Origin of the sequence: Pseudomonas sp. NFACC02 (assembly GCF_900110765.1) — a bacterium.
Taxonomy (GTDB): domain Bacteria; phylum Pseudomonadota; class Gammaproteobacteria; order Pseudomonadales; family Pseudomonadaceae; genus Aquipseudomonas.
On the sequence record NZ_FOEO01000008.1, the window covers coordinates 89,564 to 106,001 of the forward strand.

At 60.9% G+C, this 16,438-nt stretch carries 11 protein-coding genes and 1 pseudogene; 6 read left to right on the top strand and 6 right to left on the bottom strand.

The genetic code is table 11. The annotated features are described in order from the left end of the window. Positions 1-4 precede the first annotated feature (4 nt). The 3 genes and pseudogenes from BMY73_RS28830 to BMY73_RS09740 form a co-directional block, all read right to left on the bottom strand. Positions 5-865, bottom strand: a complete 861-nt coding sequence (locus tag BMY73_RS28830; RefSeq protein ID WP_370588169.1) for a methyl-accepting chemotaxis protein — start codon at positions 863-865, stop codon at positions 5-7. Next, a pseudogene (locus BMY73_RS28835) lies at positions 860-1,978 on the bottom strand (Cache 3/Cache 2 fusion domain-containing protein); the annotation flags it as partial. The pseudogene BMY73_RS28835 and the gene BMY73_RS28830, both read right to left, overlap by 6 nt. 254 nt (positions 1,979-2,232) lie before the next feature. Further along, on the bottom strand, positions 2,233-3,153 hold the full coding sequence (locus tag BMY73_RS09740; protein WP_092406734.1) for a LysR substrate-binding domain-containing protein: 921 nt from the start codon (positions 3,151-3,153) through the stop codon (positions 2,233-2,235). 164 nt (positions 3,154-3,317) lie between these two features. Here BMY73_RS09740 and BMY73_RS09745 point away from each other — a divergent pair, with 164 nt between their 5' ends. Then, complete coding sequence (locus tag BMY73_RS09745; RefSeq protein WP_092406840.1) at positions 3,318-4,700, top strand: NorM family multidrug efflux MATE transporter; 1,383 nt, start codon at positions 3,318-3,320, stop codon at positions 4,698-4,700. A 20-nt stretch (positions 4,701-4,720) separates the two neighbouring features. Here BMY73_RS09745 and BMY73_RS09750 read toward each other — a convergent pair whose 3' ends face one another. After that, positions 4,721-6,391 (bottom strand): putative bifunctional diguanylate cyclase/phosphodiesterase, encoded by a 1,671-nt coding sequence (locus BMY73_RS09750; protein WP_092406736.1) that lies wholly within the window; start codon positions 6,389-6,391, stop codon positions 4,721-4,723. A gap of 203 nt (positions 6,392-6,594) precedes the next feature. On the opposite strand from BMY73_RS09750, the gene rep reads away from it, so the two are divergent. Further along, positions 6,595-8,604, top strand: a complete 2,010-nt coding sequence (gene rep, locus BMY73_RS09755) for a DNA helicase Rep (RefSeq protein WP_092406738.1) — start codon at positions 6,595-6,597, stop codon at positions 8,602-8,604. A 40-nt stretch (positions 8,605-8,644) separates the two neighbouring features. Beyond that, positions 8,645-9,217 carry a xanthine phosphoribosyltransferase gene (locus tag BMY73_RS09760; protein WP_062379734.1) on the top strand — a complete coding sequence of 191 codons (573 nt, stop codon included), beginning with the start codon at positions 8,645-8,647 and terminating at the stop codon, positions 9,215-9,217. Between the two features lie 419 nt (positions 9,218-9,636). Here BMY73_RS09760 and BMY73_RS09765 read toward each other — a convergent pair whose 3' ends face one another. After that, entirely contained in the window at positions 9,637-10,956 is a 1,320-nt protein-coding gene (locus BMY73_RS09765) for a sigma-54 interaction domain-containing protein (RefSeq protein ID WP_092406740.1), read from the bottom strand. A gap of 239 nt (positions 10,957-11,195) precedes the next feature. On the opposite strand from BMY73_RS09765, the gene BMY73_RS09770 reads away from it, so the two are divergent. The 3 genes from BMY73_RS09770 (at position 11,196) to BMY73_RS09780 (ending at position 14,212) form a co-directional block, all read left to right on the top strand. Next, positions 11,196-12,080, top strand: coding sequence for an MBL fold metallo-hydrolase (locus BMY73_RS09770; RefSeq protein WP_092406742.1), 885 nt, complete (start codon positions 11,196-11,198; stop codon positions 12,078-12,080). A gap of 64 nt (positions 12,081-12,144) precedes the next feature. Then, entirely contained in the window at positions 12,145-13,404 is a 1,260-nt protein-coding gene (locus BMY73_RS09775) for an NAD(P)/FAD-dependent oxidoreductase (RefSeq protein WP_092406744.1), read from the top strand. Beyond that, entirely contained in the window at positions 13,397-14,212 is an 816-nt protein-coding gene (locus BMY73_RS09780) for a sulfite exporter TauE/SafE family protein (protein WP_092406746.1), read from the top strand. The genes BMY73_RS09775 and BMY73_RS09780 overlap by 8 nt, the downstream gene beginning before the upstream one ends. A gap of 247 nt (positions 14,213-14,459) precedes the next feature. On the opposite strand, the gene BMY73_RS09785 is transcribed toward BMY73_RS09780, so the two are convergent. Then, positions 14,460-16,403 carry an acetyl-CoA hydrolase/transferase C-terminal domain-containing protein gene (locus BMY73_RS09785; RefSeq protein WP_092406748.1) on the bottom strand — a complete coding sequence of 648 codons (1,944 nt, stop codon included), beginning with the start codon at positions 16,401-16,403 and terminating at the stop codon, positions 14,460-14,462. Positions 16,404-16,438: the final 35 nt, after the last annotated feature.

Consider the following 16,438-nt stretch of genomic DNA (forward strand, 5'->3'; position numbering starts at 1 on the left):
ATACTCACCGAAACCGATCCACTTCCTTACGCAAATCCGCTGCCAGCGCGTTCAGTTCTTGCGCCGTGACCGCCAGATTCGACACCACTTCACGCTGTTCGCTGTTGGCGAGTGCGATGCTTTGCAGGTTGGCGCTGAGCAGGGTGGCGGTGTTGCTTTGCTCCTGAGTCGCGGTGGTGATGGACGCGAACTGCTCGCCGGCCGAGCGGCTTTGCTCGTCGATCTGCTCCAGTGCGGCGGCCACCTTGGCGTTGCGCGCCAGACCTTCCTGCATCAGCGTATTGCCTTGTTCCATCGTGTTGATTGCGTTGCTGGTTTCCTGCTGGATGCTGGAGATCATGCCGGAAATTTCGTCGGTGGCCTGGCGGGTGCGCGAGGCGAGATTGCGAACCTCATCGGCGACCACCGCAAAACCACGACCCTGCTCACCCGCACGCGCGGCCTCGATGGCGGCGTTGAGGGCCAACAGGTTGGTCTGCTCGGCGATGGAGGTGATCACGCTGACGATGCCGCCGATCTCCTGTGAGCGCTGGCCAAGGGTGTCGATCACGGCAGCCGTGCTGCCCAGGGAAGCTGCAATCTGCTCCAGCGAAGCGGACGCTTCTTCCATGGATGCGCGACCGATGCGTGTTTGCTGGGCGTTGCCCTGCGCCATACGTTCGGTGCTGCCCATGTTGTCGGCGATGGTCAGGGCTGTCGCGCTGAATTCTTCGACGGCACCCGCCATGCTGGTGATTTCGCCCGACTGTTGCTCCATGCCCTCATACGCGCCACCGGACAAGCCGGACAACACATGCGCGCGCCCGCTGACTTCCTGCGCTGCGGTGCGAATGTGCGACACCATGTTCTCCAGCGCTTGCCCCATCTTGTTGAAGCTGGCCGCCAACTGGCCGATCTCGTCGTGACGCGTGACATTCAGGCGAGCGCTGAGATCGCCCGCACCCAAGGCCTCGACCTGAGTCACCAGGTCCGACAACGGTTGAAGCTTGCTACGCAGCAGCCAGATGGCCGCGCCCACAGCGATCAACATCGCCAGGAGGCTGCCGATCGCCAACTGCGTTCCGACGCTCCAGGTCACGGCGCTGATTTCGTCCTTGGGCATGATCGCCAGAATGGCCCACGGACCGCCCGAGAAGGGCTCCGCGACGGTGTAGAAATCGTTGCCCGCGTCCTGCCAGAAACGCCCTTTACCGGGCGTCTTGACGAACCCGGACAAGGTTTTGCTCGCTTGATCCAGATCTTTCACGCCCGCCGGCGGGACCAGCCAATTGTTCTGCTCGTCGAGAAGTGCCAGCGAGCCGGTCTGACCGATCCGGAAATTCTTGAGGTTGTCGAACTGAGCCTTTTGCGCGTCGGTGTAATCAAAACCTACGAACAACACCGCAATGACCTTGCCGCTGCTGTCACGCACCGGGCTGTACTGAGTCATGTACAGACGGTCGAACAACAAGGCCCGGCCGACATACTCCTGTCCGGCCAGCAGACGCTCGTAAGCGGGATGTTTGTGGTCCAGCGTCGTGCCGATCGCACGCGACCCGTCCTGTTTGCTCAGCGAGGTGCTGATCCGGATGAAATCGTCCCCGTTGCGCACGAACACGGTCGCCACGCCTGCGGTCATCTTTTTGAAATCGTCCACTTCGGCGAAGTCGTTGTTCAGGGCATTGCCATTGAGCAGCAACGCCGGCGTCTGCACCCCTGCGACAGCGATCTGCTGATCTGCATTAAGGGTGAGGCCGCTGAAGCGCTTCTCGAACAGTCCGCTCAATCGTTGAGTGCTGTCGCGCAAGGTACTGTGGAAGGTGTTCAACTGGTCGGCCAGCAAACGCGCTTCGCTGCCCATGTGCTCCTCACGGATGGCGAGGTTCGCTGTGTCCAGCGATCGCAGGGCGAACAGGGTACTGCCACTGATGACAACGGCCAGGATGACGGCCAGGGCAATGCCCAGTTGCGAGGCAATACGGGCACGGGGCTGAGACATGAAGACTCCTTGCCGAACGACCGGATCGTCCTGATCTCAGGAATACCATTCGGACTAATCTAATAGAGGGTGTCGATGAACCGATTGAAACAAACCGGTTTTGCAATTACCCATTCGGCTGATATGAACAATACTTGAGTCCTACACACGGTCTTAGGACGAAAAGCCTGGTGGCGCGTTGTTGCTATTCTCCGGGTTCACCGCCGTTCGTAAGGCAGTGGCCGCATCGACACACAGCGTCTGCAGCGAAAAAATCACTCCAGAATGGTCACATCCGGCAACTCCATCGCCTGCACCTCGCTCTGCAGAAAGTCGCTGAGTCGGCGCAAACGCTCGCCGCCCGGCCGGGTCTTGGGCCAGACAAGGTAATAGTTCTCGCCGCTGACCACCGCCGTTCGCCACGGCAGGCTCAGGCGTCCCTGAATCACGTCCTCGGCCACCATCAGCAGATCGCCTATGGAAACCCCGTAGCCGCGCGCCGCCGCGATCATCCCCAGCTCCAGCGTGTCGAACACTTGCCCGCCCTTGAGCGACACCTGATCCGATAACCCCATCCGCTCCAGCCAACTGCGCCAGTCGCGCCGGTCCGGCGTGGGGTGCAGAAGCTCCGCACTGGCCAGTCGCTCGACATCCCACGACGAATCATCGAGCAGGCTGGGCGATCCCACGGGAATCAGCAGCTCCGGGAACAGATAGGTCGCTTCCCAGTCCGGCGGAAAATGCCCTCTACTCAAAAGGACAGCGCAGTCGAACGGCTCCTGCGTAAAGTCGACGTGGTCGATGTCCATCCAGGCGCTGGTCAGTTGCACCTCATTACCCACCTGCAAATGACGAAAGCGACTGAGCCGCGCCAGCAGCCAGCGCATGGTCAATGTCGACGGCGCCTTCATGCGCAAAATCCCCTCCTCGGCCATCAACGCACTGCAGGCCCGCTCCAGTGCCGAGAACCCTTCGCGCACGCCGGGTAACAGCTCGCGCGCGGCCTCGGTCAGCTGAAGGTTGCGACCGTTTCGGCGAAACAAACGACAGGCGAAGTGCTCCTCCAGCGTTCGGATATGACGACTGACCGCGCTTTGAGTGATCGAAAGTTCCTCGGCTGCGCGGGTGAAGGAGGCGTGCCGAGCAGCGGATTCAAATGCGCGCAATGCATACAAGGGCGGGAGACTACGAGGCATTGAACAGTGTCCTCAGTACATGAAGGCGACCCGTGCGACTTTACCGGAAATGGCCCAGGATGAGTTTTACTCATGCAACCGATCGTATTTATCCCTTTGTGCATTGTCGCCCGAATCACCACAATAAGCCGCTCATCAATGCTTCCACCTCCGAGCGCACACCCATGCAACAGCACGCCTTCAAAGAACTGTGGATCATCCTGCGCCTGGCCGGGCCGCTGATCGCATCCCAGATGGCGCACATGCTGATGGTCTTCACCGACACGGTGATGATGGGCAAGCTCGGTCCCGAATCTCTGGCCGGTGGCGGCCTGGGTGCTGCCAGTTACAACTTCGTGTCGTTTTTCTGCGTCGGCGTCATGGCGGCGGTCGGCACGCTGGTCGCCATTCGCAAAGGCGCGAACGATGACGCCGGCGCAACCCGTCTGACCCAGGCCGGGCTTTGGCTGGCATGGGGCATGGCGCTGGTCGCCGCCCTTATTCTGTGGAACCTTGAGCCCATCCTGCTGAACTTCGGGCAGGACGAAGCCAACGTGCACATGGCCAGCCAGTTTCTGATCACCCTGCCGTTTGCCCTTCCCGGTTTGCTGAGCTTCATGGCGCTGCGTGGCTTCACCAGCGCACTGGGCCGTGCAACGCCGGTCATGGTCATCAGCCTGATCGGCGTCGCGATGAACTTCGGGCTCAACTATGCCTTCATTCACGGCCTGTTCGGCCTGCCGCACTGGGGCCTGATGGGGATCGGACTGGTGACCGCCGTCGTGACCAACAGCATGGCGCTGGCGCTGTGGCTGCACATTCGCTATCACAAGGCGTATGCGGCGTATCCGATTCACAAAGACCTGATGAACCTGTCGCGCACGTGCCTCAAGGAACTCTGGCGTCTGGGCCTGCCCATTGGCGGGACATATGCGGTGGAAGTCGGCCTGTTTACCTTCGCGGCCTTTTGCATGGGCGCCATGGGCAGCACGCAGATGGCGGCGCACCAGATCGCCCTGCAATCGGTCTCGATGGCCTTCATGATTCCCGTCGGCATTTCCTACGCGGTGACGATGCGTATCGGTTTGCATTACGGCGCGGGTAACCTGTTGCTGGCGCGTACGGCCGGCCGCATGGGCATTGGCTTCGGCGGCCTGCTGATGTTGTCGTTCGGCATTCTGTTCTGGGTCGCGCCACACGCGGTCATCGGCCTGTTCGTGGACGTCAACGATCCGAAATACCAGGGTGTGGTGGAGTTGGCCGTGAAACTGCTGGCAATTGCTGCCTGGTTCGAAATTCTCGACGGCACGCAGACCATTGCGATGGGTGCGATTCGAGGGTTCAAGGATGCAAAAACCACGTTCCTGATCGGCCTGGCGAGCTACTGGGTCGTGGGCGCACCGCTGGCCTGGGGCTTTGGTTTTCTCGCGCATCAAGGCGCGGAGGGCGTCTGGTGGGGCCTGGCGCTGGGCCTGCTATGTTCGGCGGTTGCGCTGACCTACGCCTTCGAGCGCAAGACCACGAAGCTGTTGCGCAAAGAGGCGACGGGCGTGGCGGTAATGGGCTGATACAGGGAAATGCGTGGAAATCACACACCCTGCGTCAAACGCCCTTTGCCCTCATCGAACACCAGATAATCGAGCAATTCAGGCAACGCCAGCGGGTGGCTGATCAGGTAGCCCTGCGCCTGATCGCAGTTGAAGCTGCGCAGCAAGGCGAGTTGTTCCGGGGTTTCAACGCCTTCAGCGACGACTTCCAGGCTCAGGTTATGCGCCAGATTGATCATGGCGTGAACCAGCTTGCGGTTCTCCTCGCGCTGCCCCATCTCGCCGACGAAGCTCTTGTCGATCTTGAGCAAGGTAATCGGCAGGCTGTTCAGGTGCACGAATGACGAGAACCCCGTACCGAAGTCATCCAGCGAAAACCGCACGCCCAGTCGGCCCAGGGCATCCATGGTCTGTTTGACCAGATCACTGCGGCGCATCACGGCGGTTTCAGTGAGTTCGAACTCCAGCCACTGTGCGTCCACGCCTCGATCCTCGATCAAACGGCTCAGGGTCGTCAGCAACTGATTGTCCTGAAACTGCCGGAACGACAGGTTGATTGCCATGTGCAGCGGCGGCAGGCCGTTCTCGCGCAGTGTCTGCATGTCACGCAGTGCCCGGGAAATCACCCAGTAACCCAGCGGCACAATCAACCCGCTCTGCTCGGCCAATGGCACGAACTCACTCGGGGGCAGCAATCCGCGTTCGGCATGGCGCCAGCGCACCAGCGCTTCAAGCCCGAGAATACGCCCGGTGTTCAGGCACAGGCGTGGCTGGTAATGAAGCTCCAGCTCGTCGCGACGCAACGCCCGGCGCAGCTCGCTTTCCAGATCGGCGAGGCTGCGGGCATTGCGATTGATGCGTTCGTTGAAAACATGAAAAGTGCAGCCCTGCGTGCTCTTGGCCTGCTGCATGGCGATGTGGGCATGCCACATCAAGGGATCGGCGCCCGCGTCGGCACGGGCGTGGGCGATGCCCAGGCTGCAACCGATCAACAGACTTTCGCCGTCGACCCAATAGGGCTCGGACAAGGCCTCGGTGATGCGCTCGGCCATCCACTCCGCGCGTTCAGGAGCGCGGCGAGTGTCGATCAGCAGGGCGAATTCGTCGCTGCCCAGCCGCGCGAGTTGATCGCAGGCTTCGAGCTGGCCTTTCAAACGCGCCACCACCTGAAGGATCAGCCGATCACCGGCTTGATGGCCGAGTGCGTCGTTGGCGCGGCGAAAGTTGTCCAGGTCCAGATGCCCCAGCGCCAGCCCGCGTCCGTCGAACTCGACCAGGCGTGCCGCGAGCAAGGTCTGGAAACCCTGGCGGTTGGCGATGCCGGTCAGCGGATCCTGTTCGGCCAGGCGTTGCAGGGTGTTTTCCAGTAAACCGCGCTCGCGGACATGACGCAGGCAACGGCGCACGCTTTGAGGGGTCAGGAACTCGCGCACCAGCCAGTCCGCAACACCCACCGGGTCCACGTCAGGTTCGGCGTCGAACAGCAGAACGGTTGGCCAACTGCACTGCCCCGCCGCGGGTTGCAGCGCGGGGGTGGTGAACAGAATGAACGCGTGCGAGGGATCGGCGGGGTCGCCAATAGCGTCCCAGCTCGACGCACAGTCAAGAAACACGGCATCCCCGAGGGGCGCCAGGCACTCGCGTAATAACGCTGACCATTCCGGCGTGTCCGCCAGAAGCAGCAAACGCAAGGGTTCGACAGGCGTAGACAAGCTAGTTCCCCACACAATCCAAAGACGTTGATGCCCCCTCAAACGAGGGTCATCAAACGCGGCACTCATCCGCGTGATGCGCAAATGTAACAAAACGGGGAAATATAGATAGCGCGGCGCATCACAGTGTCGGACGGTCGCTCCACAATCCGTCGACCCTGTTAAAATGCCCGCCCATTTTTCAACGATCCCTCTATTTCCTCATGTCCCGACTCAATCCTCGGCAACAAGAAGCCGTGAACTACGTCGGCGGCCCTCTTTTGGTGCTCGCCGGTGCTGGCTCCGGCAAGACCAGCGTGATCACGCGCAAGATTGCCCACCTTATTCAGAACTGTGGCATTCGCGCGCAGTACATCGTCGCCATGACGTTTACCAACAAGGCGGCGCGGGAGATGAAGGAACGGGTCGGCACCCTTCTGCGCAGCGGCGAAGGTCGCGGTCTGACGGTTTCGACGTTCCACAACCTCGGGTTGAACATCATCCGCAAGGAGCATGCACGGCTGGGCTACAAACCCGGTTTCTCGATCTTCGACGAGACCGACGTCAAGGCTCTGATGACCGACATCATGCAGAAGGAATATTCGGGCGACGACGGCGTCGACGAGATCAAGAACATGATCGGCGCCTGGAAGAACGACCTGATCCTGCCGGCCCAGGCCCTGGAAAACGCCCGAAACCCCAAAGAGCAGACCGCTGCCATCGTCTACACCCACTATCAGCGCACGCTCAAGGCGTACAACGCGGTGGACTTCGATGACCTGATCCTGCTGCCGGTGAAGCTGTTCGAAGAGCACGCCGACATTCTGGAAAAGTGGCAGCACAAGGTCCGCTACCTGCTCGTGGACGAATACCAAGACACCAACGCCAGCCAGTACCTGCTGGTGAAAATGCTCATTGGGACCCGTTGCCAGTTCACCGTGGTGGGCGACGACGACCAGTCGATCTACGCCTGGCGTGGTGCTCGGCCGGAGAACCTGATGCTGCTCAAGGACGACTACCCCTCGCTCAAAGTGGTGATGCTGGAGCAGAACTACCGGTCCACCAGCCGCATTCTGCGCTGCGCTAACGTGCTGATCGCCAACAACCCCCATGCCTTCGAGAAGCAACTGTGGAGCGAGATGGGCCACGGCGATGAAATCCGTGTGATCCGCTGCAAGAACGAAGACGCCGAAGCGGAGCGCGTGGCCGTGGAAATCCTCAGCCTGCACCTGCGCACCGACCGGCCGTACAGCGATTTTGCAATCCTTTATCGCGGTAACTATCAGGCGAAGCTGATTGAACTGAAGCTTCAGCATCATCAGATTCCCTATCGGTTGTCGGGCGGGAACAGCTTCTTCGGCCGCCAGGAAGTGAAAGACCTGATGGCCTACTTCCGCCTGCTGGTGAACCCGGATGACGACAACGCCTTTCTGCGCGTGATCAACGTGCCACGCCGGGAGATCGGCTCGACTACGCTGGAAAAACTCGGCAACTACGCCACCGAACGCAAGGTGTCGATGTACGCGGCCACCGACGAAATCGGCCTGGGCGAGCACCTGGACAGTCGATTCACCGACCGCCTCAAGCGCTTCAAGCACTGGATGGACGGCGTGCGTCAGCAGTGCGCGACGCAGGACCCGATCGCGGCGCTGCGCAGCATGGTCATGGACATCGATTACGAGAACTGGATTCGTCAGAACAGTTCCAGCGACAAAGCCGCCGATTACCGCATGGGCAACGTGTGGTTCCTGATCGAAGCGCTGAAAAACACGCTGGAGAAGGATGAAGAAGGTGGCATGACCATCGAGGAGGCCATCGGCAAGCTGGTCCTGCGCGACATGCTCGAACGCCAGCAGGAAGAGGAAGACGGCGCCGAGGGTGTGCAGATGATGACCTTGCACGCTTCCAAGGGCCTGGAGTTTCCTTACGTGTTCATCATGGGCATGGAAGAGGAAATTCTCCCGCACCGTTCCAGCATCGAGGCCGACACCATCGAGGAAGAACGCCGTCTGGCTTACGTGGGCATCACCCGCGCCCGTCAGACGCTGGCGTTCACATTTGCAGCCAAACGCAAGCAATACGGCGAGATCATCGACTGCCTGCCCAGCCGTTTCCTCGATGAGCTGCCACCGGACGATCTGGCCTGGGAAGGCAACGACGACACACCCACCGAGGTGAAGGCCGTTCGCGGCAATACGGCATTGGCGGACATTCGCGCCATGCTGAAAAGATAAACATCAATTTCGCGCGTTTTGCGCCCTGAGGAACACCGACGTGGAAGCACTGCACAAGAAAATTCGCGAGGAAGGCATCGTACTTTCCGACCAGGTATTGAAGGTCGACGCGTTTCTGAACCATCAGATCGACCCGGTCCTGATGCAGCAGATCGGTGACGAGTTCGCCACGTTGTTTGCCCACTCGGGAATCACCAAGATCGTCACCATCGAAGCGTCGGGCATCGCGCCTGCGGTGATGACCGGCCTGAAGCTGGGCATTCCGGTGATCTTTGCGCGTAAACATCAATCGCTGACGCTGACTGAAAACCTGTTCTCCGCGACGGTGTACTCCTTCACCAAGCAGACCGAGAGCACCATTGCCATCAGCACCCGGCACCTGACCAGCAGCGACCGCGTGCTGATCATCGATGACTTCCTGGCCAACGGCAAAGCATCCCAGGCGCTGATTTCGATCATCAAACAGGCCGGCGCGACCGTGGCCGGGCTGGGTATCGTGATCGAGAAGTCGTTCCAGGGCGGCCGTGCCGAACTGGACGCTCAGGGCTATCGCGTTGAGTCGCTGGCACGCGTCAAATCGCTGAATGGCGGCGTGGTGACGTTCGTCGATTGATACCGACAAGGTGTCAGGATTTGCTGCCGGGAGCTGGCCACACAGGTCTGCGGTCTGGACATAGGTTCGTGCGTCAGCCAGATCCTGTAGGACACGTCCGAGGTTACGAGGGTATGGGCCGCAATTCGGACAAAGGCAGTGGGTCAGTCACAGTCGATGTTGCTGACCCACCGCATTCGCCAGCAAGCCGGCTCCCACCGTATCAGCGGCGTGCTCAGGTAATCGGAACGACCCGGACCCTGTGGGAGACGTCCGAGGTTACGGAGGGCAGCGAAGGCAGTGGGTCAGTCGCCGTTGATGGTGCTGACCCATTGCATTCGCCAGCAAGCCGGCTCCTACAGTATCCGCGTCGCGCTCATGTCTTTGGAACGACGCGATTCCCTGTAGGAGACGTCCGAGGTTACGAGGGCAGCGAAAGCTCAGGCGTTAATTCCCAACGCTTTCAGTCGCCGATACAGGGTCCGCTCGCTTAGCCCCAAATGTTTCGCCAACTCACTGCGCGAGCCGTCGAAGGTTTGCAGCGCATGCGCTAGCAACTCCAGATCATTGCGCCCCGCAGAACGGATGGCCGGAAGCGAAGACTGCTGGGCACGCACTTCCGGGGGCAAGTCCTGCGCCCGGATCACACCGTCGTCCGTGAACAGCCGTGCGCGTTCCATGATGTTGCGCAGTTCGCGAATGTTGCCGGGAAACGGATACAGCTTCAGCACCTTCATCGCGTCGTCATCGACCCTCGGTGCAGCGCCCGGGGCCAGCCGACGCAACAGGCTTTCGATCAACAGCGGCAAGTCGTCACTGCGCTCTCGCAAGGAAGGCAGACGGATCGGGAACGCGCTGATGCGATAGAACAGGTCCTGGCGGAAAGTCCCCGTTGCGACCATCTCCTTGAGCGGCTTATGCGTGGCCGCGACCAATCGGAAATCCGAATGAACCGTGCGCAGGCTGCCGACGGGACGAAAGCTCCCTGACTCAATCAGACGCAGCAGTTTCACCTGCATTGCCAACGGCACTTCACCGATCTCATCAAGAAACAGTGTCCCGCCATGCGCGCTTTCCGCCAGACCGATCTTGCGCTGCAAAGCGCCGGTAAACGCGCCCTTTTCGTAGCCGAACAGTTCGCTCTCCAGCAATGATTCGGTCAGACCGGTGCAATCGACCACCACCAACGGCCCACTGGCTCTGGGACTTGCCGCGTGCAGCGCGCGGGCAAACAACTCCTTGCCAGTCCCCGACTCGCCTTGCAGCAACACGGGAATCGGCGAGGGCGCGGCACGCTGGAGCGCTGTCAGCGCTTCCTTGAAGGCAGCCGAGCGCCCGACCAACCCACTTTGTTGCGGCTGCACGGATGCCACGGCCACGCTGTTCAGCCGCTCGACATACGCAAACACCTCGCCTTGGGCATCCAGAATCGGCCGCAGCTCCACGTCGACATGCTCAGGACCACGGGGCGTGTGATGAATGTGCAGCACGCGTTCCGGCACTCGGGTTTCCGAGGCTTTGCGCATCGGACAGTGCTCGCCGGCCTGATCGCAGGGTACGGCGAACTGATGGGACACTTGATAGCACTTGGCGCCGACATGCGGCCGGCCCTCTACCCCGAACTGACGCTGATACGCGGTGTTGGCTGCGACGATGTTGTAGTCCACGTCCAACACAATGGTGGGATGAGTGTCGTGCTCGAGATAAGACACCAGCGCCTGCATCTGCGGGCTGGAAAGAGCGTTTGAAGCGTTGGCCATTTGGGTCTCCTGCGCGTCGAGCGAGGGTACTCCTTTGACCGCTTCACTGCCAACGACTGCCGCTGACTGCCATACGACTGCCATTTATGGCAGGAAAAATCTTCGCTTCTCGCGACGCTGGCTGCACAACCCCTTATAGAACTGCCTATCGGCTCGAAAACCACGCTGGCATGGATATTGATCCCTTACCGCGGCGACTGCCAACCTGTCTGGCATCAGGCATCTTCAGGAGAGACCCCATGAACATCGGCGAAACATTGTGCGTGGAGGCGTTTTTCGACCCGCAGACCTGGACCATCAGTTACCTGGTCGTTGACCGCTCGACCCTCAAGGCCGCTTTGATCGACAGCGTGCTGGACTACGACCCCAAATCCGGAAGGACGCACACCGAGTCGGCGGACAAGCTGATCGCCAGGGTTCGCGAACTGGGCGTCTCGGTCGAATGGATTCTGGAAACCCATGTCCATGCCGACCATGTCTCGGCGGCGGCGTATCTGAAAGCGCAACTTGGCGGCGCGATCGCCATCGGCAGCCACATCACCCAGGTGCAGAAGGTGTTCGGCACGCTGTTCAACGCCAAGGGAGAATTCGCGCGCGATGGCAGCCAGTTCGACTGGTTGCTGGAAGATGACACGCATTTTCAGATCGGGTCCCTGCAGGCCCGTGCCATGCACACGCCCGGCCATACGCCCGCCTGCATGACCTATCTCATCGAAGCCGATGGCCAGACCGTGGGGTTTGTCGGCGACACGCTGTTCATGCCCGATTACGGCACGGCGCGCTGCGACTTTCCAGGGGCCAACGCGCGCACGCTGTACCGCTCGATTGGCAGGATTCTCAGCCTGCCGCCACAAACACGCCTGTTCATGTGCCACGACTACCTGCCCGACGGCCGGGAGCTGAGGTACATGACCACCGTTGCCGAACAGCGGGCCCACAACATCCATGTCCACGAAGGCATCGATGAGGATGCTTTTGTACAGATGCGCGAGAAACGCGATGCGACGCTGGACATGCCTGTGCTGATCCTTCCGTCGGTGCAGATCAACATGCGCGGCGGACGCCTTCCAGAACCGGAAGACAACGGTGTGCGGTATCTGAAGATCCCGATTAACGCCCTGTGATCCTCCGGCGCCCGCGCCGATTGTTATCGATGCCCGTCTTCAGCTTTATTTGGGAAACGACACCATGCCTGGCAACAAGAACCATCATCAAATCCTGATCATCGGCGCAGGCGCGGCGGGCGTTGCCACCGCATCCAGCCTGCTGGCCCGCGATGCGTCACTGGACATCGCATTGGTCGACCCCGCCGACACGCACTACTACCAGCCTGGCTGGACCATGGTCGGCGCCGGTCTCTTTCAGCCCGAATCCACCGCCCGCAGCATGGCCACGGTGATTCCCGCCAAGGCCCGGTGGATAAAAGCAGCCGTTGAGCGCTTCGATCCGACCGAGAACTGCGTCACGCTAGACGATGGTCGGGTCATAGGCTACGAGCAACTGGTGGTCTGCCCGGGCCTGAAACTGGACTGGAATGCCATCGACGGCCTTCGCGAAACCCTGGGCCGTCATGGCGTGACGTCCAATTACCGTTACGATCTGGCGCCCTACACCTGGCGACTGGTTCAGCAACTCAAACAGGGCCGCGCACTGTTCACGCAGCCGCCGATGCCCATCAAATGCGCCGGTGCGCCGCAGAAGGCTATGTACCTGTCCTGTGATCACTGGGCCCGGTCGGCGCGCCTTGCGCACATCAACACAGAGTTTCATAACGCGGGCGGCGTGCTGTTCGGCGTCGCCGAGTATGTACCTGCACTGATGGAGTACGTGCGCAAATACGCCATCGACCTGAAGTTCGGGTCGAGACTGGTGGCGGTCGATGGTCCACGCCAAGTCGCAACGTTCGTCCGGACGCTGGCCGATGGCTCCAGCGAAACCACCGAACACGCCTTCGACATGCTTCACGTGGTGCCGCCGCAGACCGCGCCGGACTTCATTCGACAGAGTCCGCTGGCCGATGCCGCTGGCTGGGTTGATGTCGATCCCGCAACCTTGCGCCATCGTCAATTCGCCAATGTCCACGGGCTCGGCGATGCGACCAACACCAGCAACGCCAAGACGGCGGCGGCTGCGAGAAAACAGGCGCCCGTGGTCGCCAACAACGTGTTGGTGGCACTGAGCCGGCGGGCACATCTGACCCGGTACGACGGCTATGGCTCCTGCCCGCTGACCGTTGAGCGGGGCAAGATCGTCCTCGCCGAGTTCACCTACGGCGGCAAAGTCGCCCCGAGCTTCCCGACCTGGCTGCTCGACGGACGGCGTCCTACGCGACTGGCCTGGTGGTTGAAAGCCGGGATACTGCCGCCTATCTACTGGCACGCCATGCTCAAGGGACGCGAGTGGCTGGCCCGACCGACCACCACGGTGGATATCACCGACAATGCCTGAACATGAACTGATCGGAGCCGGGCTAGGCACCATCATTGGCGCCGTATTGGCACTGACCGGCGCGGGGGGCGGTATTCTCGCGGTGCCTCTTCTGGTGTTCGGACTGGGTCTGTCGATGGTCGAAGCCGCGCCCGTCGGCCTATTGGCGGTCGGGCTGGCCGCCGCCGTCGGTGCGCTGTTGGGATTGCGTCAGGGCATCGTGCGCTATCGCGCAGCCTTGTTCATTGCGATGATCGGCGTCTGCTTCGCGCCGCTGGGCTTATGGCTCGCTCATCAACTACCCAATACACCGCTGGCGCTGGGGTTCGCCGTGGTGCTGGTCTATGCCTGCGCGCGGATGTATCGCAAGGCCGCTCACGAACTGCACCATGGTCAGCCTGCGTCACGCGCGGCATTTTTGCCGTGCGTGCTTAATCCACTGGAAGGTCGCCTGCGCTGGACCTTGCCGTGCGCGCGTTCACTGGCGATCACCGGTGTGATGTCGGGTGTGCTGTCGGGGCTGCTTGGCGTCGGCGGGGGGTTCGTGATCATTCCGGCACTGACCCGTTACACCGACCTGGACATGAAAAGCATCGTCGCTACCTCGCTGGCGGTGATTGCACTGGTGTCGATTGCCAGTGTCATCACTGCCAGCGTCAGCGGCGTGATGCACTGGGCCGTGGGTTTGCCGTTTGCCTTGGGCGCCATTGTCGGGTTGATGATCGGACGCCACATCGCGCGGTTTCTGGCCGGACCACGGTTGCAGCAGTTGTTTGCGCTGACCGGGATGATTGCGGCGGTATTGCTGGTGATCAAAACCTGTTCCTGAATCCAGAAACCCTCTGAGGTCTGGACCCAAGTCTATGCATCAACCCGAATCCTGTGGGAGACGTCCGAGGTTACGAGGGTATGGGCCGCAATTCGGACGAACGCGGTGCGTCAGTCACTATTGATGTTGCTGACCTGACGCATTCGCCAGCAAGCCGGCTCCCACAGGTCTGGGGCCGAACACGAGTGCGAGCGTCAACCCGGTCCCTGTGGGGGACGTCCGAGGACCAGAGCAAGCTCCCACAGGTTCATCCACAGCGCCGAAAATCCTGATTCGTTGCCTGCAACCCTGCCAGCAGCAGTCGTTGGTACAGCTCCTCCCGTAGCCCTTGCGGCTGATCCAGCCCCATCCGTTGCAGATGTTCGGGGAATGCATCGGGTTCCGGGGCTTCCAGCGTTGCCTTGCCAAGGTCGATGAGTTCGGTGAGCTTGAACTTGCTCTTCAGCCAGTTCAGTGCGCGCAATAGATCTCGCTCAGGGGGTGTGAAATCGGTGCCCAACGGGTATTCGATAAACAACGAAGGAAAGCGGTCGCGGATGTCCTTTAACCGTTCCGGGGTGTTCTGGCTGAACAACGGGTCGAGACGAAATCCTTTGGGAAGCTTGCCCGCCTTCTGCGCCTGTTCGATCAACGCCGGCTGAAAGCGTGAATCGGCAATGTTGAGCAAGGCTTCGATCACGGCGGCATCGGTCTTGCCGCGCAGATCGGCAATGCCGTACTCGGTGATGACGATGTCCCGCAAATGCCGGGGAATCGTCGTGTGTCCGTATTCCCAGACGATATTGGAGCTCACTTCCCCGCCCGACTCCCGCCAGCTGCGCAGAATCAAAATCGAGCGCGCGCCTTCCAGCGCGTGGGCCTGGGCAACGAAGTTGTATTGCCCGCCGACGCCGCTGACCACACGCCCATCGGCCAATTGGTCGGAAACGGCTGCGCCGAGCAGCGTGACGGTGAACGCGCTGTTGATGAATCGCGCATCGCGTCGCTGCAGCCGCTTGAGCGTTTCGTCGCCATACAGCTCGTTGATGTAGCTGATGGCGGTCATGTTGATCTGGGCCATCTGAGCGGGCGTCAATTCCCGCAGGCGGTCATAGAAGCTACGCGGCCCCAGAAAGAAGCCGCCATGGATCATCACGCCGTTCCCGTGCAGGGACTCATCCAGCAGCCCGGCATTGGCCAGCTTCTGCAATGCCGCGTCGGGGTATACCTTACGCCGGATAATGCCAGCGTCCAGTAGCGCCAACAGCCCGTTGACCAGCATTTCGCTGCAGCCATACAAACCTGCGGCAAACGGCATCACGCCGCCTTCTGCTTCGATCAGCGGCTTCCAGGTAGAGATACCGTCCAGTTCCGCGAGGCAGGCGCGATACGCTTCGTTGTCAGCTTGTCGGGCCAACAGGGCTGCGGTCAGCGCATCGCCCATGGAGCCGATACCGATCTGCAAGGTGCCGCCGTCACGGACCAGGGTGCTGGCGTACAGGCCAATGAAGTGATCCTGAAACCCGACCGGCATGTTTGGCGTGGAAAACAGCGTGCTGCGCTCTTCGTGTTCGATCAACAGATCGAAAGTGTCGATGCTCACCTCGGCATCACCCGGCATGTACGGGAGGTCAGCGTGAACATGCCCCAGCACCAGAATGGTTTCACCCTGAAACCGACGTTTCTCCACCATGGGCAAGAGGTCGAGGGTGATGTCGGGGTTGCAGCTCAGGCTTAACCGGTCACTGTGCTGCGGATCATGCGCCACCAGCTGCGCGATCAGGTTCAGGCCACTGGCGTTGATGTCCCGTGCCGCATGACTGTAGTTGCTGCTGACATAGTCCTGCTGCGCCTGGTGACTGTTCAACAAGCTGCCGGGCTGCATGAAGAACTGCTCGACCTGTACGTTCGGCGGCAGGTTGTCCTTGTGCAGATCAGCCAGAAAATCCAGCTCGGGATAGTCCCCAAATACGCGCTCAAGAAAGGGCTCGAGAAAGCGGCCCTGCAAGCCGTCCCCCGCCGCAGGCCTTCCCAGGCATAACGCCGTGTAGATCGTCAGTTGTCGGTCAGGTAGGGATTTGATGCGGGCGTACAACGCGTTTGCGAACCGGTTGGGCTTGCCCAGTCCCAATGGCATGCCCATGCGAATGTGGGCAGGCAGCTCAGCCAGTACATGATCGACAGCTTGCTCGATCGAGCAGGAATGCGGCATCCGGCCTCTCCTGGATTGTTATTAGATGGAGGTTG